We start from the raw sequence: 18,451 nt of genomic DNA on the forward strand, positions 1-18,451 counted from the left end.
GTCCTTTCAGACGCGCAAAGGTCGCTGTAGCACTTTGAATCGCTGCATGTTTCCTTAAATCGGGTAGGATTTAAAGAAACATGCAGCAGGGGAAGGAAATGACTGTGCAAAGAACACTCGCAAGTCTCGCCGTCCTCGTGCAATCGGGCGAAATCGACCCGGTTGCGCTTGCGCAGGAGACGCTTGACCGAATTGACAACCACGCCGATCAGGCGATCTTCATCGGCCTGACGCGGGAGCGTGCGGAGCGGGAGGCCGAGGCGGCCTCGAAGCGCATCAGGGCCGGGCGCTCGCTTGGCCTGCTCGACGGCCTCCCCGTCGCCTGGAAGGACCTCTTCGACATCCAGGGAAGCGTGACAACGGCCGGTTCCGTCGTGCTCAAGGACAGTCCGCCGGCTGAAGCCGATGCCGCGGTCGTCGGCGCCTTTAGGGGTGCCGGCATGGTCACCGTCGGCCGCACCAATATGAACGAGTTCGCCTTTTCCGGTCTCGGCATCAATCCGCATCATGGCACGCCGCGCAATCCGGCCTCAGCCGACGGTCATCGCATTCCCGGCGGCTCCTCCTCCGGTTCGGCGGCAGCCGTCGCCGCCGGTCTCGTGCCGCTGGCGATCGGTACCGACACGGGCGGTTCGGTGCGCATACCGGCGGCGATGACGGGGATCGTCGGCTACAAGGCAACACGCGGCCGCTATGCGATGAAGGGCGTCTTCCCGCTTTCCGGAAGCCTCGATTCGCTTGGGCCGCTCTGCCTGACAGTGCAGGACGCGGTCTGGGCGGACGCGGCCATGCACAGCCTGACCGCTCCGGTGATCCGCCGGGCGGAGCCGGCAGACCTCTCTCTCGTCGTTCCCGAGACGATCGTTTTCGATAATGCCGAAGCCGAAGTCGTCACCGCTTTCGAGGCCGCGATCCGGAGACTGGAGTTGGCCGGCGTGCGGGTCAGCCACCGGCCCTTCCCGAGCTTCTCGGCGGTCTTCGATCTGATGGGCCGCCACGGGGCGCTGGTGAACGCCGAGGCCTATGCGATCCACCGCGAGCGCCTGGCAAGCCCCGACGCGGCGCGGATGGATCACCGCGTCGTTGCCCGCCTCCGTCTTGGGGAGGCGATCAGCGTCAGCGACTACATCGCTCTTCTCGATGCCCGCGACCGGCTGATCAAGGAGACACTGGAAACCCTGCAGGGTGGCGAGTTGATTGCCCATCCGACCCTGCCGCATGTGGCACCGCCGATCGAGCCGCTGCTTGCGGACGACGACCTCTTCTTCAAGATCAATGGCAGGAGCTTGCGCAACACGCTGATCGGCAATTTCCTGGATTTCTGCGGCATCTCCATTCCCTGCGGCTCGGGCGCGGCCGGCATGCCGGTCGGCTTCCTGCTTTCCGCCCCGCATCACCAGGACGACCGGCTGCTTTCCGCAGCACTCGCCCTCGAAGCCGTAATCCGGGGCGAGGCATGATCCTCTGCTTCGATATCGGTGGCTCGGCCATCAAGGGCGCGATCACCCATTCGCCGGAGCGGATTTTCCCCCTGCCCCGGCGCGAAACCCCGCTCACGGATTTCCGCCGGTTCGTCGAGGCGATGGAGTCGATGATCGACGAGGCGGGCGGAATCCCGGACGGAGTGGCGATTTCCATCACCGGCGTCATCGATCCGCAGACGGGTCGGATCAAGTGCGCCAATATACCCTGTATCGACGGGCGCAAGCTTACGGCCGAGCTCGAGGCTGCGCTTCACCTGCCGGTGGTGATCGCCAATGATGCCGATTGTTTCGCGCTTGCCGAGGCCGGCATCGGTGCGGGGCACGGCCACCGCATCGTCTTCGGCGCGATCCTCGGCACCGGCGTCGGCGGCGGACTGGTGGTCGATGGCAGATTGATCAATGCCGATGGCGGCTTTGCCGGCGAATGGGGACACGGGCCCGTCGCTGCTCGCGAAGCCGGGGATCCGCCCATCGCGATCCCGGCCTTCGATTGCGGCTGCGGCCAGCGCGGCTGCGTCGATACCATCGGCGGCGCGCGTGGGCTGGAAAGGCTGCATGTGGCCCTTTATGGCAACGCGCTTGCCAGTCACGAAATCATCGAGGCCTGGGAGCGAGGCAATGCCGAGGCGGCACGAACTGTCGAAGTCTATGTCGATCTTGTCAGTTCGCCGCTGGCACTCGTGATCAACATCACCGGCGCGACCATCGTACCCGTCGGCGGCGGCCTGTCGAATTCGGAGGCGCTCGTCGCCGAAATCGACCGGACGGTGCGCCAACGCGTGCTGCGCCGGTTCGACCGGCCGCTGGTGGTGCGCGGCGAATGCCGGCTGGAGCCGGGATTGATCGGCGCCGCCCTGCTTGGCTTCGGAGGACATGGATGAGCAAGATCCTGCTCGAGGTCTGCGTCGACGATGCGCAGGGCCTGGCGGCGGCAGTCGAGGCCGGCGCCGACCGGATCGAGCTCTGCTCGGCTCTCGCCGTCGGCGGATTGACGCCAAGTGCCGGGCTGATGGCTTTCGCAAAGCCGCCACCGACCCCAGTCTATGCGATGATCCGCCCGCGGCCCGGCGATTTCGTCTTCAGCTCCGAAGAGCTCGACGTCATGCGCCGCGACATCGATGCGGTACGCGCCGAGAGCCTTGCGGGGGTCGTCCTCGGCGCTTCACTTTCCGACGGCCGGCTCGACGAGCGGATGCTGACCAAACTTGCGGGACACGCCGCTGGACTCGGCATGACGCTGCACCGGGCGTTCGACCTGGTTCCGGATTTCGAGGAGGCGATGGCGATCGCCGCCGAGCTCGGCTTCGAACGCATCCTGACCTCGGGCGGAGCGAGGAGCGCGCCGGAGGCCGTCGACAGGCTCGCCCAACTCGTCGAGCTCGCCGCCGGGCGGCTCTCGATCATGCCCGGATCCGGCATCAACCCCGATACGATCGGCGAGCTGCTGCCGAGGCTCAAGGTCACCGAGGTGCACTCATCCTGCTCCGTTGGTGAGCCGGCTAATGACACGCGCCTTATCGAGATGGGCTTCGCGCCGCAAGAACGGCGGCGCACGGATGCCGCAACGATTCGGGCGATGAAGGCGCGGCTTGGAGCATTATAGAGACGGGCCGGGCGTCAGAGTTGTCTTCCGAAAGAGCCCTTGGAAAAACCCTCCCCGCCCCCCCACAAGGGGGAGCGGTTGGGGAGGGGAACTGCGGACGAAACCTCAGGCGGAATGAACCACCTCCCCGCCGATCCACGTGGACTTCAATTGAAGATCCGGCGTCAGCAGCAGGAAATCCGCGTCCGCGCCGGGGAGGAGACGGCCCTTGTGCGAAGCAATGCGCATGGCATCGGCGGGATAGGCGGAGGCCATTCGGATCGCCTCCTCGAGCGGCAGGCCGAGCTTGCGGTGCGCGAAGCGGACGGAGGAGAGCATGTCGATATCGGCGCCGGCGAGCGTGCCGTCGGCAAGCGTCAGGCGTCCGTCCTGGCGCAGGATCTCCCGCCCGTTCAGGAGAAAGCTCGTCATGTCCGTGCCGATCGTCGACATCGCATCCGTGACCAGGAATATCTGTCCCGGCCCCTCCTTGCCGCGGATCGCAATACCCATCGTTGCCGGATCGACATGGAAGCCGTCGGCGATCATGCCGGCGTGGAGCGTGCCTGTCGCAAGCGCGGCGCCAACCACGCCCGGCTCGCGGTGGCCAAGGCCGCTCATGGCGTTGAAGAGATGTGTCACGGTGCGCGCGCCCGCCCTGGCATAGGCGCAGGCCGTCTCATAGCCCACATCCGTATGGCCGAGGCTGACGGCGACGCCGGCATCGGCAAGTGCCGTCACCTGCTCCTTCGTCGCGTTTTCGGGGGCAAGCGTCACCATGAGGCAGCCGAGCGCCTGCATGCACGCAAGCATCTCATCAAGGTCGGCCGCCTCCATTGGGCGGATCAGCGAGGGATCATGCGCGCCCTTGCGGGCGACCGAAAGGTGCGGACCCTCGAGATGCAAGCCGAGGAAGCCCGGCACTGCCGCAGCCTTCGCCTCGATCCCAGCCTTTATCACGGCGGTGCGGACGTCGCGACGGTCGGTGATCAGTGTCGGCAGCAGCGCGGTCGTGCCGAACCGTGCATGGGCGCTGCAGATCTGCCGGATGCCGTCGAGGGTCGGCTCGTCGTTCAAAAGAACTCCGCCACCCCCATTGACCTGCAGGTCGATGAAACCCGGCACGAGAAGAAGGCCGCGTGCGTCGATGGTCTCCGCCTCGATCGGGGCTGCGTTCGCCGGCACAATAGCTTTCACATGGCCCGACTCGATCAGCAGCGCGGCGCCGTCATGGCAGTCGATGCCGTCGAAAATCCGCGCTCCGGTGATTTTCTTCCTGGTCATCGTGTCTCCGTTACCTTCTTGAGGCTCGCCGGCGCATCCGGGTTGAGACCGCGCGAGCGCGACCAGGCTTCGACGAAGCCATAGAACGGCAGAACCAGCGTGAGGGCGTCGGTGATCGGGTGGCCGGTCTCGACGAAGGGCAGGCGCTTTGCCCTGCCTGTCCGCGCCGAGGTGACGCGCACGACCGCCCCCTTGGCGCTCAGCCCATCGGCGACTTCGGCGACTGAGGCTTCGGCGGCATCGCGCGCGGCGAGCGCCAGCACCGGGAAGCGCGCCCCGACGAGCGCCACCGGCCCGTGGAGCACTTCCGCCGCAGAATAGGCCTCCGCGTGCATGCCGGACGTCTCCTTGAACTTCAGCGCCGCCTCGCTGGCGACCGCAAGTGCCGGGCCGCGTCCGAGCACATAGAGCGATTCCGCCTGATCAAGCTCGACGGCGAAGTCCTGCCAGTCAAGCTTCACCGCTGCCGCGAACTGCCGGGGCAGATCGGCAACCGCCCGCTTCAATGCCGCATCGCCCGTCCATTCGCCGAGGACGGCGAGGCCGGCAACGATCGAGTTAACATAGGATTTCGTCGCTGCGACGGCAATTTCAGGCCCGGCGAGAATATCGAGCGGATGGCTACAAGCGTCCGCAATCGGCGACGGCAGCGTATTGGTAAGCGCGATCGAAACGGCGCCGGCACGCGTTGCGGCCTCGGCCATCGCAACGATGTCGGGGCTCTTTCCCGACTGCGAGATGGCGATGGCCGCCGCCCCGCCGAGCTTCAGTTCGGCACCATAGATCGAGGCAAGCGAGGGGCCAAGAGAGGCGACGGGCCGGCCGCAGGTGAGCTCGACCGCATATTTCAGGAACAACGCCGCATGGTCGGAGGAACCGCGGGCGATCGTGACCAGGAAGGCCGGATCCTTGGCGCGCAGTGCGGCACCCGCCGCGGCCAGCGCCTTCGCCGAACGATCGAGCAATCGTGCGGCGGCCTCGGGAATCTCGTCGATTTCTCGCCGCATATTGGTCGGCATGTTTTCAATCCTTTCCAAAAGGAGGTGCGCTCAGCTTTCCGGGATCGTCAGCTCCGCGACAAAGTCATAGGCATCGCCCCGATAGAGCGATCGGGTGAATTCGACGACGCGTCCCGATGCGAGATAGGACACGCGCTCGATCGAAAGGCCTGCCGCACCGACGGCTACGCCAAGCATCGCCGCATCCGGGTCCTTGATGTTGCAGGCGGAAATACGCTGCACGGCGCGCACCGGCCGGGCGTCGGCCCTTCCAAGCGCGGCATAGAGCGACGAGCTGACGGAAAGCGGGTCAGGCAGGAATTCGGCCGAAACGCAGGCGCGTTCGATCGCAAGCGGCATGTCGTCGGCGATACGGAGCCGCCCCAGGCGCGCGACTAGCGCATCCGCCGGCAGTCCGAGCGTCATCATCTCGTCCGGCGATGGATGAAACAGACCCCGTTCCAGCCATTCCGCCCGCGTGTTGAGGCCGCGCCGGGCCATGTCCTCGGTGAAGGAGGTGAGGCGCGAGAGCGACTGCTCGACCCGCGAGACGGGCCGGATGACGAAGGTGCCGGAGCCATGGCGGCGCACGAGCAGACCGTCCCGCACGAGATCGTCGACCGCCTTGCGAACGGTCACGCGGCTGACATTGGCGTAGTCGGCGAGGTCCCGTTCCGGCGGCAGCGCATCGCCATGATTGAGCTTGCCGGACAGGATCGCCTCTTCCAACGATTGGCGGAGCTTGAGGTAAAGCGGACCGGGGCCACCGGCCAGAAGGCCTTCGCGCGGCAGGATGGCGGCAAGCGCATGGCTCATGCGACGACCTCCGGCCGCGTGCCGAAGCGCTGAGCCGCAAGCGCGACCGCGCCGCTCAGCGCGTCCGCCTCGGCTTCGACGAAATGCGGCTGGTGCCGTTCGGCAAGCCAGGGGCGGTAGAGGGGCGCCAGCCCGCCGAGCAGGCAGATCGCCCGCGCGCCTCTCGCGACCACCACATCCAGCGCCTCGTCGACGGTGATCGCGGCGGCTCTCAAGAGGCGCATCGCCACGGGATCGCCGCGACCTGCGAAATCGAACACGCGGGGTGCGTAGCGGCCGAACTCGCCGGGCTTGGCGAGCCGCGCGAAATCGACGACGTCACGGGGATCGTTGTTGAACTCCGAGAGCACCGAGCCCGTGACCGGCGAAGCTTCATGGATGCCATCATAGGCGAGCAGGCTTTCCTGCAGGAGAGCGTGGCCGATGCGAGCGCCGCTGCCATGATCGCCGATGGTGAAGCCCCAGCCGCCGATGTAGCTGACGGTTCCGCCCCGTCGTGCGATATAGATCGTGCCAGTACCGAGAATGGCGACGGCGCCGTCCTTGTCACCAAGAGCGCCTTGAAGCGCGATCAGCCCGTCGGATTCGATGTCGGCGGCGGCGAAGGGAAGGCGCCGCTTCACATAATGCACGGCGTCGCCGACGTTATGTCCCGCGACCCCGAGGATCGCGCTTGCGGCGGTGACGCCCGCCGGATCCAGCCCCGCGTCGTCGAAAGCAGCGCCCGCCGCATCGGCAATATTCTGAAGCGCCGTTTCCGGATCGGTGAGAATATTGGCGGCACCGGATTTTCCGCGCCCAAGAATATGGCCATCCGGGCCTGCGACCGCAGCCCGGCAGCTCGTTCCACCGCCGTCGATTCCGATGAGATAGGATGTCATGAGCACCTCCGCACTTTCAAAATACCAAAAAAATACCATTAACCAAGCACGATTTCGCGCTAAGGTTCAAATCGATAGAGAAGCCCCTGTTTACATTGAACTATTTTCTTTTGGCGACGCTTTGTTGCGCCAAAAGTTAAATTTCCCCTAGACAATTGGTATTTTTTTGGCATTAATTCGGGAAGAGGAGAACGACGCTATGCAGGCAAGAAAGACCGAAGAGCGCCTTGATGAGGCAAGGGGGTTGGATCGAATGGATCCGGCGCTTTCCCTTCGCCTGCTCGCCTCCGGGCAACAGGCCGCCGCAAGATCCGTCGATGCCGCGATAGAGGCGATCGCGGCCGCGGCCGCTCTCGCCGCGGGCACACTCTCTTCCGGTGGGCGGCTCGCCTATGCCGGTGCAGGAAGTTCCGGCCTGATGGCCATGGCCGACGCGCTCGAACTGCCGGGTACCTACGGCATTCCCCAGGAGCAGATCGTCGTCCTTCTGGCCGGCGGCACCGCAAGTCTCGGTGACCTCGCCGGCGGCTATGAAGACGACACGGAGCTTGCGCGCGGCGATGTCCGCAAGGCCGGCATTGCGGCCGCTGACTGCCTCATTTCCGTTTCCGCCAGCGGCTCGACGCCCTATGCGCTCGCCGCCGCCGACGAGGCGCGGAAACTCGGCGCGAAGGTCATCGCCATCGCCAACAATCCGGGCGCCGCTCTCTTCGAAGGCGCCGACGTCGCAGTCCTCTTGCAGACGCCGCCGGAGGTCGTCTCCGGCTCGACGCGCATGGGCGCGGGCACGGCACAGAAGATCGCCCTCAACATGCTTTCGACACTCGTCGGCATCCACCTGGGGCACGTGCTCGACGGTCACATGGTCAATCTGCGCGCCGACAACATCAAGCTGCGCGGCCGAGCCATGCGGATCGTCTCGGACGTCACCGGCGTCGGCGCCGAAGAGGCGGAACGGCTGATCGATACCGCCTCCGGCTCGGTCAAGCTTGCGATCCTGCTCGCCTCGGGGGCGAGGGACGCCGCGCAAGCCGAAGCCGCGCTCGCGAAGGCCAATCAGAATTTGCGTCAGGCGATCGCGATCGTCTCGCAGACATGAAACTGGGATCCAAACCGCGCCCGCGACGGCGCCTACAAGAGGGAGAACCTGAATGACCCGCACGACAATGAAAGGCCTGCTGCTCGCATCGAGCATTCTCGGCTCCGCCGGGCTTGCTGGGGCGCAGGACGTGACGCTGACGATCGAGAGCTGGCGCAACGACGACCTGGCGATCTGGCAGGAGAAGCTGATTCCCGCCTTCGAGGCCAAGAATCCGGGCATCAAGGTCGTTTTCTCGCCATCGGCTCCGACGGAATACAACGCGGCGCTCAATGCCAAGCTCGACGCGGGATCCGCCGGCGATCTCATCACCTGCCGGCCGTTCGATGCTTCGCTCGAGCTCTATAACAAGAAGCATCTCGCCGACCTGACCGGACTTGCCGGCATGGAGAACTTCTCCGACGTGGCCAAGTCCGCCTGGACGACCGACGATGGCAAGTCGACCTTCTGCGTGCCGATGGCGTCGGTCATCCACGGCTTCATCTATAACAAGGACGCCTTCGATCAGCTCAAGCTTTCCGTACCCACGACCGAGGAGGAATTCTTCGCCGTCCTCGAGAAGATCAAGGCGGATGGCACCTACATCCCGATGGCCATGGGCACAAAGGATCTCTGGGAAGCCGCGACCATGGGCTACCAGAATATCGGCCCGAACTATTGGAAAGGCGAAGAAGGGCGTCTGGCGCTGATCGAGGGTGAGCAGAAGCTTACCGACGAGCCGTGGGTAGAGCCCTATCGCGTGCTCGCCAAGTGGAAGGACTATCTCGGCGACGGCTTCGAGGCGCAAACCTATCCGGACAGCCAGAACCTCTTCACGCTCGGCCGCGCCGCGATCTATCCGGCGGGCTCGTGGGAAATCGCCGGCTTCAACACCCAGGCACAATTCAAGATGGGCGCCTTCCCGCCGCCCGTTAAGAAGGCCGGCGACACCTGCTACATCTCCGACCACAACGACATCGGTATCGGACTCAACGCCAAGAGCCCGAACGCAGAAGCCGCCAAGACCTTCCTCACCTGGGTCGCCTCGCCGGAATTCGCGGAAATCTACGCGAACGCTCTGCCCGGCTTCTTCAGCCTGAACTCGACCGCGGTGAAGATGACCGATCCGCTTGCCCAGGAATTCGTCTCTTGGCGCGACAAGTGCAAGTCGACCATCCGCTCGACCTACCAGATCCTCTCGCGTGGTACCCCGAACCTCGAAAACGAGACCTGGGTCGCATCGGCCAACGTCATCAACGGCACTGAGACGCCGGAAGAGGCTGCCAAGAAGCTGCAGGAAGGCCTCGACAGCTGGTACAAGCCGGCGAAGTAAAGGCTCAAGGGGCGCGGGAGGAGATTCCGCGCCCGTCCTCCCGCCGCGCACAGCGCCGCACCTCGGCCGCGCGCGGTCGGATCCTCGCCGCTCCTTAGCGTAGCTGCGGCGATTACGGAGGCGCCCTCAAGGCGCCCAGTGCTTTCGAACGAAATCGGGGCTGCGCTGCGAGCCAGCCATTGGAACGGGCCAGAGGCCGATGACCCCACGCGAGACCATGATGGATGAAATTGCGCTCAAGCGCCCGCGGCGCTGGCACATACTCGTCTTCCTGACGCCGGCGCTTGTCATCTACACGGCAGTGATGATCCTGCCGCTGATAGAGACTCTGCGCCAATCCTTCTTCAACACGGTGGACGGCGAATACACTTTCGTGGGCCTCGGCAATTTCACCGTACTCTTCGGCGACCCGCGCTGGGCCTCGGATTTCTGGAACGCGCTCAGGAACAACGTCGTCTTCTTCTTGATTCACATGGCGGTTCAGAATCCGATCGGCATCGCGCTTGCCGCCATGCTGTCGGTGCCGAAGCTGCGCTTCAACGCCTTCTACCGCACGGCGATCTTCCTGCCAACGCTGCTCTCCTTCGTGATCGTCGGCTTCATCTGGAAGCTGATCCTATCGCCGATCTGGGGCGTGGCGCCTTATCTCATGGATCTGGTCGGGCTCAAATGGCTCTTCGCGCCCTGGCTCGGCCGGCCCGACAGCGCGCTCATCGCCGTCTCGCTGATCTCGGTCTGGCAGTATATCGGCATCCCGATGATGCTGATCTACGCGGCGCTCCTCAACATTCCGGACGAAGTGATCGAGGCGGCAGAACTCGACGGCATCACCGGCTGGAGCCAGTTCTGGAAGATCAAGCTGCCCCTGATCCTGCCGGCGATCGGCATCGTCTCGATCCTCACCTTCGTCGGCAACTTCAACGCCTTCGACCTGATCTACACGGTGCAGGGCGCGCTTGCCGGGCCGGACGGGTCGACGGACATCCTCGGAACGCTGCTCTACCGCACCTTCTTCGGCTTCCAACTCCAGCTCGGCGACCGCTCGATGGGCGCGACGATCGCGACGGTGATGTTCCTGATCATTCTTGCCGGCGTATCGCTTTACCTCTTCGTCATCCAGCGCCGCATGCGCCGCTATCAGTTCTGAGGAGGAACAAGATGTCGAAAGCACGCACCTCCCTTGCCCGCACCGGCGCCGTTCATTTCGCGCTGATCGCCTACACGCTCATCGCGCTCTTCCCGGTGTTCCTGACGATCGCCAATTCATTCAAGAGCCGCAACGCGATCTTCCGGGAGCCCCTCGCGATCCCGACGCCCGAAACATTCAGCCTGATCGGCTATCAGACGGTGCTGAAACAGGGCGATTTCATCGGCTATTTCCAGAACAGCGTCATCGTCACGGTGGTCTCGATCGCGCTCGTGCTGCTCTTCGGGGCCATGGCCGCCTTCGCGCTCTCCGAATATCGCTTCCGCGGCAACACGCTTATGGGGCTTTACCTGGCGCTCGGCATCATGATCCCGATCCGGCTCGGTACGGTCGCTATCCTCCAGGGCATGGTCGCGAGCAACCTCGTCAATACGCTGACGGCGCTGATCCTGGTCTATACGGCGCAGGGCCTGCCCCTGGCGGTGTTCATTCTGTCCGAGTTCATGCGCACCGTTTCGGACGACCTCAAGAATGCCGGACGCATCGACGGGCTTTCCGAGTACGCGATATTCTTCCGATTGGTGCTGCCGCTCGTGCGGCCGGCCATGGCGACGGTCGCCGTCTTCACCATGATTCCGATCTGGAACGACCTCTGGTTCCCGCTGATCCTCGCGCCGGCGGAACCGACGAAGACCATCACGCTCGGGTCGCAAATCTTCATCGGCCAGTTCGTCACCAACTGGAACGCCGTGCTCTCGGCGCTGTCGCTGGCGATCTTCCCGGTGCTCGTCCTCTACGTCATCTTCTCGCGGCAATTGATCCGCGGCATCACGGCAGGAGCAGTCAAATGAGCTCTTCCGAACGTCCGATCCGCGTCCTCGTCGCCGGCCTCGGCAATATGGGACGCAGCCACTCGCTCGCCTATCACGAAAACCCCGGGTTCGAGATCGTCGGCCTCGTCAACCGCTCCAAGGTCGATCTGCCGGAAGCTTTGGCCGGCTACGAGCTTCGCCCAAGCTTTCCGGAAGCGCTTCTCGAGTTCAGGCCCGAGCTCTGCTCGATCAACACCTATTCGGACAGTCATGCGAGCTATGCGGTGACGGCCATGGAGGCAGGCTGCCACGTTTTCGTCGAGAAGCCGCTGGCGACCACCGTCGCCGATGCCGAACGCGTCGTCGCCTGCGCCCGCGCCAATGGCCGCAAGCTCGTCGTCGGCTACATCCTCCGCCATCACCCGTCGTGGACACGGCTGATCGCCGAGGCGCGCAAGCTCGGCCCGCCCTATGTCTTCCGCATGAACCTGAACCAGCAGTCGAGCGGCGCGACGTGGGCGACGCACAAGTCGCTGATGCAGACGACCGCACCGATCGTCGATTGCGGCGTCCATTATGTCGACGTCATGTGCCAGATCACCGATGCGAAACCCGTCGAGGTGCGCGGCATGGGCTTGAGGCTTTCGGACGAAATCGCCGCCGACATGTACAATTACGGGCACCTGCAGGTTCTTTTCGAGGACGGGTCTGTCGGCTGGTACGAGGCCGGTTGGGGTCCGATGATCTCCGAAACCGCCTTCTTCGTGAAGGACGTGATCTCGCCCAACGGCTCGGTGTCGATCGTCATGGACCAGAACGCCAGGTCCGACGACATCGACACGCATACGAAGACGGCCGTCATCCGCTTGCACAGCGCCGCGACCGGGCCGGACGGCCGCTTCCTCCGGCCCGACGTGGACCAGAGGATGGAAGGCGAGCCCGGTCACCAGGAGCTCTGCGAGCGCGAACAGGCCTTCGTGCTCAAGGCCATCCGCGAAGACATCAATCTCGACCGGCACATGGACGATGCGGTGCAGTCGCTGAAGATCTGCCTGGCGGCGGATGAAAGCGTCCGCACCGGCAAGCCGGTCAAGCTTTAAGCCAAGAGGGGCGACACGTGGGATCATTGCACTTGAAATCCATCCGCAAGGCCTTCGGCGGCCATGAGGTGCTGAAGGGTATCGACCTCGAGGTGAAGGATGGCGAATTCGTCATCTTCGTCGGTCCCTCTGGCTGCGGAAAATCCACCTTGCTGCGGACCATTGCGGGTCTTGAGGACGCGACCTCGGGCAGCGTCCGGATCGACGGCGTCGAGGTCGGCCATGTCGCACCCGCCAAGCGCGGCATTGCCATGGTGTTCCAGTCCTACGCCCTCTACCCGCACCTGACGGTCAAGGACAATATGGGCCTTGGCCTCAAGCAGGCCGGCGCGGCGAAGGCCGAGATCGACGAGAAGGTCGCGAAGGCGGCCGGCATGCTGTCGCTCGAACCCTATCTTGCCCGGCGTCCAGCCGAGCTTTCCGGCGGCCAGCGTCAACGCGTGGCGATCGGCCGAGCCATCGTTCGCGAGCCCAAGCTCTTCCTCTTCGACGAGCCCCTGTCGAACCTCGACGCGGCGCTGCGCGTCAACACACGGCTCGAAATCGCCCGCCTGCATCGCAGCCTCAAGGCAACGATGATCTATGTCACCCACGACCAGGTCGAGGCGATGACGCTCGCCGACAAGATCGTGGTGCTGAATGCCGGCCGCATCGAACAGGTCGGCTCGCCGATGGAGCTCTATAACCGACCGGCCAATCTCTTCGTCGCCGGTTTCATCGGTTCGCCGCAGATGAACTTCATCGAAGGCGAACGGCTCGGCGATACCTCGGCGAAGACGGTGGGGATCCGTCCCGAACATATCGGCCTGTCGCGCGAGGGCGGCGACTGGAAGGGCAAGGTCGTCCATGTCGAACATCTCGGCGCTGACACGATCGTCTATCTGGAATCGGACAGGGTCGGGCCGCTCACCGCGCGGCTCTTCGGCGAGCACCGCTATGCGGCCGACGACATCGTCCATGCCACCCCGGTGATCGGCGCGATGCATCGTTTCGATGCCGATGGGCGGGTTGTCAGTTCCGCGCAGTAAAAGGCGGACGCATTTTGCCCCTCACCCTAGCCCCTCTCCCCGCAAGCGGGGCGGGGGGCGCCGGCGCAACTTGTGACCGACGTCTATACCCCAGAGTAAATTTTGCCGCGGTGCAACGCGATTGGGTGGCGCGGCACGGCTCCTTCTCCCCGTCTGCGCAGAGAAGGTCGCGGCAGCGGGATGAGGGGCGGAGAGACGCCGGAACCTGTCCTTTGACACTTATCACACATGCGTGATCTTCCGTCGCCGCAAGGTCGGAAGCCATTGCAGTCCTTGGTCTTTCTCGCCTTTTCCGGGCAACCGGAAAACACCGTTGCGCTACGGTAGAAATTAACATACACTAGTGTACGTATATTAGCGCTTTCCGGTATTTGATGTCCCTAATATCGGATCCGCTTCATTCTCCCTTTCGGACCGCGCAGCTGCAGGATTAGGCTGTGAGCGGTCCTTTCGTATGGACATCGCGATGCATAAGAATCGAGCGATACTGGCCGCCGCGCTGGCAACCGTGCTTTTTCTCGCCGGCTGCCAGAAGGACGAAGAGCAACAGGCAGCACCTTCGGCCTTTCCGCCCGCTGAGGTTGCCGTCTTCACGACGGCGGCGGAACCCTTGCCTATCACCAACGAACTGCCCGGCCGCATTACGGCGACGCGGATCGCCGAGGTTCGCCCACGGGTTTCCGGCATTGTCGTTGAGCGGGTGTTCCAGCAGGGCTCGATGGTGAAGGAAGGCGATGTGCTCTACCGGATCGATCCGGCTCCTTTCCAGGTAAAGGTCGACAGTGCCGAGGCGACGCTGAAGCGGGCGCTTGCCGTCCGTGACCAGGCCAGGCAGACCGCCGACCGTCAGGCGCGACTGAAGGAGGCACAGGTTACCGCCGTCCAGCAATATGACGATGCCATTGCGGCGCTCGCCCAGGCAGAGGCCGATGTCGGCATTGCCGAGGCGGGCCTCGCGGAGGCGAAGCTCAACCTTGAATACGCCAATGTCACGGCGCCGATCAGCGGCCGGATCGGCAGGGCGCTGATCACCGAGGGTGCGCTCGTCAGCGCCAACGGCTCGGACAACCTCGCGACGATCCAGCAGCTCGACCCGATCTATGCCGACTTCACGCAATCGGCGACGGACCTCATGCGGCTGCGAAAGGCGCTTGAGGACGGACAGCTCATCAGCGCCAGGAACGAGGCGGAAGTTCAGCTGATTCTCGACGACGGCACGTCCTATCCGCACAAGGGGAGGCTGCTCTTTTCCGAGGCGGCCGTCGATGCGACGACCGGCCAGGTGACGCTGCGTGGAGAATTCCCCAATCCAGACGGCGACCTGCTTCCGGGCATGTATGTGCGCGTCCAGATCGTGCAGGGGCTGGAGAAGGACGCGATCACGGTTCCGCAGCAGGCGGTGCAGCGCAACAATGCCGGCCAGTCGCAGGTCTACATCGTCACGCCCGAGAAGAAGGTCGAATTCCGCAACATCACGCTCGGCCGCACGGTCGGCAATCGTTGGCAGGTGACTGCCGGCATCGAGGCCGGGGAGAAGGTTATCGTCGAGGGTTTCCAGAAGGTCGCCCCGGGTGCCCCTGTGGAGCCCTCCGACTGGAACCCCAACGCAAAGCCGGACCCGGCCAAGGCCGATGTCTCCGCAGCGGCCGGCGAAAAATCCGCCACCGCAGTGAAGTGAGAGCCCGCCCATGCCCAGTTTCTTCATCGACAGGCCGATCTTTGCCTGGGTGGTGGCGATCTTCATCATGGTCGCCGGGATTATCGCAATACCGCTCTTACCGGTGTCGCAATATCCGGACGTTGCCCCGCCGCAGATCTCGATCAACGCGAACTACCCCGGCGCTTCTTCCCAGGACACTTATCAGAGCGTCACGCGGCTCATTGAGAACGAGCTGAACGGCGTCGAGGGCCTGCTCTATTTCGAATCGACCTCGAGCGCATCCGGCTCGGTCCAGATCAACGCCACTTTCGCGCCCGGCACCGACCCCAGCCAGGCCTCGGTCGACATCCAGAACCGGGTCCAGCGTGTCGAGCCGCGCCTGCCGGATTCGGTCAGGCAACAGGGCGTCCAGGTGGACGAGGCCGGCTCCGGCTTTCTTCTAATCATCTCGCTGACCTCGACCGACGGGTCGATGGACGCGATCGGGCTTGGCGACTATCTCAGCCGCAACGTCCTGAACGAGATCCAGCGCGTGCCCGGCGTCGGCCGCGCCCAGCTCTTTGCGACCGAACGCTCGATGCGCGTCTGGCTCGACCCGGACAAGATGCTCGGCCTCAACCTCACCGCCGCCGACGTGACGGCGGCGGTCCAGGCGCAGAACGCCCAGATTGCCTCGGGCTCGATCGGCGCCCAGCCGAACCCGATCACCCAGCAGATCAGTGCGCCGGTGGTGATCAAAGGACAGCTTTCGACGCCCGAAGAATTCGGCGCCATCGTGCTCCGGGCAAATGCCGACGGCTCGGCGGTGCGCCTGCGCGACGTTGCCCGAATAGAGATCGGCGGCGAAAGCTATGACTTCTCGACTCGTCTCAACGGCAAGCCCTCGGCCGCGATCGCCGTGCAGCTCTCGCCAAGCGGCAATGCCATGGCGACCTCCGAGTCCGTCAAGGCGCGTATGGACGAGCTTGCCGAATTCTTCCCCCCGGGGCTCGAATATTCCATCCCCTACGACACCTCGCCCTTCGTGAAGGTCTCGATCGAAAAGGTGATCGAGACGCTGGTCGAAGCGATGGCGCTCGTGTTCCTCGTCATGTTCCTGTTTCTACAGAACATCCGCTACACGATCATACCGACCATCGTCGTGCCGGTCGCGCTGCTCGGCACCTGCGCGGTGATGCTGGCGATGGGCTTCTCCATCAATGTGTTGACCATGTTCGGCATGGTGCTGGCGATCGGCATCCTCGTCGACGACGCGATCATCGTCGTCGAGAATGTCGAGCGCATCATGTCGGAAGAGGGGCTGACGCCGAAGGACGCAACCCGAAAGGCGATGCGCCAGATCACCGGCGCAGTGATCGGCATTACGCTGGTGCTCGCCTCGGTGTTCATTCCCATGGCCTTCTTCCCAGGCGCCGTCGGCGTCATCTATCGGCAGTTCAGCCTGACCATGGTCGTTTCGATCCTGTTTTCGGCGTTCCTCGCCCTGTCGCTGACGCCGGCGCTTTGCGGCCGATTGCTGAAGCAGGTGCCGAAAGGACACCATCACGCCAAGCGCGGCTTCTTCGGCTGGTTCAACCGCGGCTTCGACCGTACGTCGCGCGGCTATACGCGGGCAGTCGGTGGTCTCGTCACCCGCGCCGGGCGCCTGATGGTCATCTATCTGGCGCTGCTCGCCGGGCTTGGCTGGGCTTTCCTGCAGCTTCCCTCCTCCTTCCTGCCGGACGAGGACCAGGGCTATGTCATCGTCATGATGCAATTGCCCTCGGAAGCGACCGGCAATCGTACCACGGAGGTGATCGAGCAGGCGGAGACGATCTTCGGGAAGGAGCCGGCGGTCGACCGGATCGTCGCGATCAACGGCTTCTCCTTCTTCGGCACCGGCCAGAATGCCGGGCTTGCCTTCGTGACGCTGAAAGACTGGAGCGAGCGCGGGGCCGACAATGCCGCCGAGGCGATCGCCGGCCGAGCGACCATGGCGATGAGCCAGATCAAGGACGCGATCAGCTTCGCGCTGTCGCCGCCGGCGATCCAGGGCCTCGGCACCACCGGCGGTTTCTCCTTCCGCCTGCAGGACCGCGCCGGCCTCGGCGAAGCGGCCCTCGCGGAGGCGCGCGACCAGCTTCTCGGGCTGGCTTCCCAGAGCACGGTCATTACCGGCGTTCGCTTCGAGGGCATGCCCGATGCGGCGCAGGTCAGCGTGGTGATCGACCGCGAGAAGGCCAACACCTTCGGTGTGACCTTCGCCGACATCAACTCGACGATCTCGACCAATCTTGGTTCCTCCTATGTCAACGACTTCCCCAATGCCGGCCGCATGCAGCGCGTGACGGTGCAGGCCGACGAGAACAAGCGCATGCAGACGGCGGACCTCCTGAACCTCAACGTCCGCAATGCGAGCGGCGGCATGGTTCCACTCTCGGCCTTCGCGACCGTGGAATGGATCAAGGCGCCGACACAGACCGTCGGCTACAACGGCTATCCCGCCGTCCGCATCAGCGGCCAGGCCGCACCCGGCTATTCCTCCGGCGATGCGATTGCCGAAATGGAGCGGCTCGCCGCCGAGCTTCCGGCGGGCTTCGGCTACGAATGGACGGGCCAGTCGCTGCAGGAAATCCAGTCGGGAACGCAGGCGCCACTGCTGATCGCGCTTTCCTGCCTGCTCGTCTTCCTCTGCCTGGCGGCGCTCTACGAAAGCTGGTCGATCCCCATTTCGGTGATCATGGTCGTGCCGCTCGGGGTCATCGGCGCGGTTCTGGCGGTGACGTTGCGCGACATGCCGAACGACGTGTACTTCAAGGTTGGCCTGATCGCCATCATCGGGCTTTCGGCGAAGAATGCCATCCTGATCATAGAGTTCGCCAAGGAACTGCGAGAACAGGGCAAGTCACTGGTCGACGCCACACTCGAAGCCGTCCACCTGCGCTTTCGCCCAATCCTGATGACCTCGCTCGCCTTCACCCTTGGGGTTCTGCCTCTGGCGGTCGCAACGGGCGCAAGCTCTGCGAGCCAGCGCGCGATCGGTACCGGCGTGATGGGCGGGATGATCTCGGCAACGGTGCTCGCGATCTTCTTCGTACCGGTCTTCTTCGTCTTCGTGATGAAGATCTTCGAGCGCGGCAAGACTCTCGCGGGGATGTCGCAGCGGGCATCGGAGACCAGCAGTCCCGCTGAGTGAACAGATGCAGCGGCCTCAGAAGCCGGGCCGCTGCAGTCCCGATTTTGCGCGAACGACTTGCACGGGGGAGTGA

The 18,451-nt window shown here is 64.4% G+C and carries 15 protein-coding genes; 11 read left to right on the plus strand and 4 right to left on the minus strand.

The features are described 5' to 3' along the window. The first annotated feature begins 98 nt into the window (after positions 1 to 98). Genes J2Z31_RS12375 through J2Z31_RS12385 form a run of 3 tightly spaced genes read left to right on the plus strand, consistent with a single transcriptional unit; the run spans position 99 to position 3,087 of the window. On the plus strand, positions 99 to 1,460 hold the full coding sequence (locus J2Z31_RS12375) for an amidase (RefSeq protein ID WP_209602171.1): 1,362 nt from the start codon (positions 99 to 101) through the stop codon (positions 1,458 to 1,460). After that, positions 1,457 to 2,365 carry an ROK family protein gene (locus tag J2Z31_RS12380; RefSeq protein ID WP_209602172.1) on the plus strand — a complete coding sequence of 303 codons (909 nt, stop codon included), beginning with the start codon at positions 1,457 to 1,459 and terminating at the stop codon, positions 2,363 to 2,365. Before J2Z31_RS12375 ends, J2Z31_RS12380 begins: the two co-directional genes overlap by 4 nt. After that, a complete protein-coding gene (locus tag J2Z31_RS12385; RefSeq protein ID WP_209602173.1) occupies positions 2,362 to 3,087 on the plus strand; it encodes a copper homeostasis protein CutC in 726 nt (241 codons plus the stop codon). The genes J2Z31_RS12380 and J2Z31_RS12385 overlap by 4 nt, the downstream gene beginning before the upstream one ends. Before the next feature lie 105 nt (positions 3,088 to 3,192). On the opposite strand, the gene nagA is transcribed toward J2Z31_RS12385, so the two are convergent. Genes nagA through J2Z31_RS12405 form a run of 4 tightly spaced genes read right to left on the minus strand, consistent with a single transcriptional unit; the run spans position 3,193 to position 7,045 of the window. Then, a complete protein-coding gene (gene nagA, locus J2Z31_RS12390; RefSeq protein ID WP_209602174.1) occupies positions 3,193 to 4,350 on the minus strand; it encodes an N-acetylglucosamine-6-phosphate deacetylase in 1,158 nt (385 codons plus the stop codon). Next, a complete protein-coding gene (locus tag J2Z31_RS12395) occupies positions 4,347 to 5,369 on the minus strand; it encodes an SIS domain-containing protein (protein WP_209602175.1) in 1,023 nt (340 codons plus the stop codon). Before J2Z31_RS12395 ends, nagA begins: the two co-directional genes overlap by 4 nt. Before the next feature lie 30 nt (positions 5,370 to 5,399). Then, the gene (locus J2Z31_RS12400) at positions 5,400 to 6,164 is read right to left on the minus strand and encodes a GntR family transcriptional regulator (protein ID WP_209602176.1); all 765 of its coding nucleotides are present in this window, start codon (positions 6,162 to 6,164) and stop codon (positions 5,400 to 5,402) included. Beyond that, positions 6,161 to 7,045, minus strand: a complete 885-nt coding sequence (locus J2Z31_RS12405) for an N-acetylglucosamine kinase (protein ID WP_209602177.1) — start codon at positions 7,043 to 7,045, stop codon at positions 6,161 to 6,163. Before J2Z31_RS12405 ends, J2Z31_RS12400 begins: the two co-directional genes overlap by 4 nt. 199 nt (positions 7,046 to 7,244) lie before the next feature. Between J2Z31_RS12405 and J2Z31_RS12410 the strand changes: the two genes are divergently transcribed. The 8 genes from J2Z31_RS12410 to J2Z31_RS12445 all read left to right on the plus strand — a co-directional run bounded on the left by J2Z31_RS12410 (position 7,245) and on the right by J2Z31_RS12445 (position 18,378). After that, entirely contained in the window at positions 7,245 to 8,144 is a 900-nt protein-coding gene (locus J2Z31_RS12410; RefSeq protein ID WP_209602178.1) for an N-acetylmuramic acid 6-phosphate etherase, read from the plus strand. 52 nt (positions 8,145 to 8,196) lie between these two features. Then, the gene (locus J2Z31_RS12415) at positions 8,197 to 9,456 is read left to right on the plus strand and encodes an ABC transporter substrate-binding protein (RefSeq protein ID WP_209602179.1); all 1,260 of its coding nucleotides are present in this window, start codon (positions 8,197 to 8,199) and stop codon (positions 9,454 to 9,456) included. A 199-nt stretch (positions 9,457 to 9,655) separates the two neighbouring features. Further along, the gene (locus J2Z31_RS12420) at positions 9,656 to 10,603 is read left to right on the plus strand and encodes a carbohydrate ABC transporter permease (RefSeq protein WP_209602180.1); all 948 of its coding nucleotides are present in this window, start codon (positions 9,656 to 9,658) and stop codon (positions 10,601 to 10,603) included. 11 nt (positions 10,604 to 10,614) lie between these two features. Beyond that, a complete protein-coding gene (locus J2Z31_RS12425) occupies positions 10,615 to 11,454 on the plus strand; it encodes a carbohydrate ABC transporter permease (RefSeq protein ID WP_209602181.1) in 840 nt (279 codons plus the stop codon). Beyond that, on the plus strand, positions 11,451 to 12,515 hold the full coding sequence (locus tag J2Z31_RS12430) for a Gfo/Idh/MocA family protein (protein ID WP_209602182.1): 1,065 nt from the start codon (positions 11,451 to 11,453) through the stop codon (positions 12,513 to 12,515). The genes J2Z31_RS12425 and J2Z31_RS12430 overlap by 4 nt, the downstream gene beginning before the upstream one ends. A 17-nt stretch (positions 12,516 to 12,532) precedes the next feature. Beyond that, complete coding sequence (locus J2Z31_RS12435; RefSeq protein WP_209602183.1) at positions 12,533 to 13,543, plus strand: ABC transporter ATP-binding protein; 1,011 nt, start codon at positions 12,533 to 12,535, stop codon at positions 13,541 to 13,543. Positions 13,544 to 13,997: 454 nt separating this feature from the next. Continuing rightward, entirely contained in the window at positions 13,998 to 15,221 is a 1,224-nt protein-coding gene (locus J2Z31_RS12440) for an efflux RND transporter periplasmic adaptor subunit (protein WP_209602184.1), read from the plus strand. Between the two features lie 10 nt (positions 15,222 to 15,231). Next, the gene (locus tag J2Z31_RS12445) at positions 15,232 to 18,378 is read left to right on the plus strand and encodes an efflux RND transporter permease subunit (RefSeq protein WP_209602185.1); all 3,147 of its coding nucleotides are present in this window, start codon (positions 15,232 to 15,234) and stop codon (positions 18,376 to 18,378) included. Positions 18,379 to 18,451: the final 73 nt, after the last annotated feature.

The sequence above is a fragment of the Sinorhizobium kostiense genome, assembly GCF_017874595.1.
GTDB lineage: Bacteria > Pseudomonadota > Alphaproteobacteria > Rhizobiales > Rhizobiaceae > Sinorhizobium > Sinorhizobium kostiense.

Coding starts and splice junctions, on each gene's coding strand:
- J2Z31_RS12375 (WP_209602171.1), top strand. CDS start 99: ATGACTGTGCAAAGAACACTCGCAAGTCTCGCCGTCCTCGTGCAATCG.
- J2Z31_RS12380 (WP_209602172.1), top strand. CDS start 1,457: ATGATCCTCTGCTTCGATATCGGTGGCTCGGCCATCAAGGGCGCGATC.
- J2Z31_RS12385 (WP_209602173.1), top strand. CDS start 2,362: ATGAGCAAGATCCTGCTCGAGGTCTGCGTCGACGATGCGCAGGGCCTG.
- nagA (WP_209602174.1), bottom strand. CDS start 4,350: ATGACCAGGAAGAAAATCACCGGAGCGCGGATTTTCGACGGCATCGAC.
- J2Z31_RS12395 (WP_209602175.1), bottom strand. CDS start 5,369: ATGCCGACCAATATGCGGCGAGAAATCGACGAGATTCCCGAGGCCGCC.
- J2Z31_RS12400 (WP_209602176.1), bottom strand. CDS start 6,164: ATGAGCCATGCGCTTGCCGCCATCCTGCCGCGCGAAGGCCTTCTGGCC.
- J2Z31_RS12405 (WP_209602177.1), bottom strand. CDS start 7,045: ATGACATCCTATCTCATCGGAATCGACGGCGGTGGAACGAGCTGCCGG.
- J2Z31_RS12410 (WP_209602178.1), top strand. CDS start 7,245: ATGCAGGCAAGAAAGACCGAAGAGCGCCTTGATGAGGCAAGGGGGTTG.
- J2Z31_RS12415 (WP_209602179.1), top strand. CDS start 8,197: ATGACCCGCACGACAATGAAAGGCCTGCTGCTCGCATCGAGCATTCTC.
- J2Z31_RS12420 (WP_209602180.1), top strand. CDS start 9,656: ATGACCCCACGCGAGACCATGATGGATGAAATTGCGCTCAAGCGCCCG.
- J2Z31_RS12425 (WP_209602181.1), top strand. CDS start 10,615: ATGTCGAAAGCACGCACCTCCCTTGCCCGCACCGGCGCCGTTCATTTC.
- J2Z31_RS12430 (WP_209602182.1), top strand. CDS start 11,451: ATGAGCTCTTCCGAACGTCCGATCCGCGTCCTCGTCGCCGGCCTCGGC.
- J2Z31_RS12440 (WP_209602184.1), top strand. CDS start 13,998: ATGGACATCGCGATGCATAAGAATCGAGCGATACTGGCCGCCGCGCTG.
- J2Z31_RS12445 (WP_209602185.1), top strand. CDS start 15,232: ATGCCCAGTTTCTTCATCGACAGGCCGATCTTTGCCTGGGTGGTGGCG.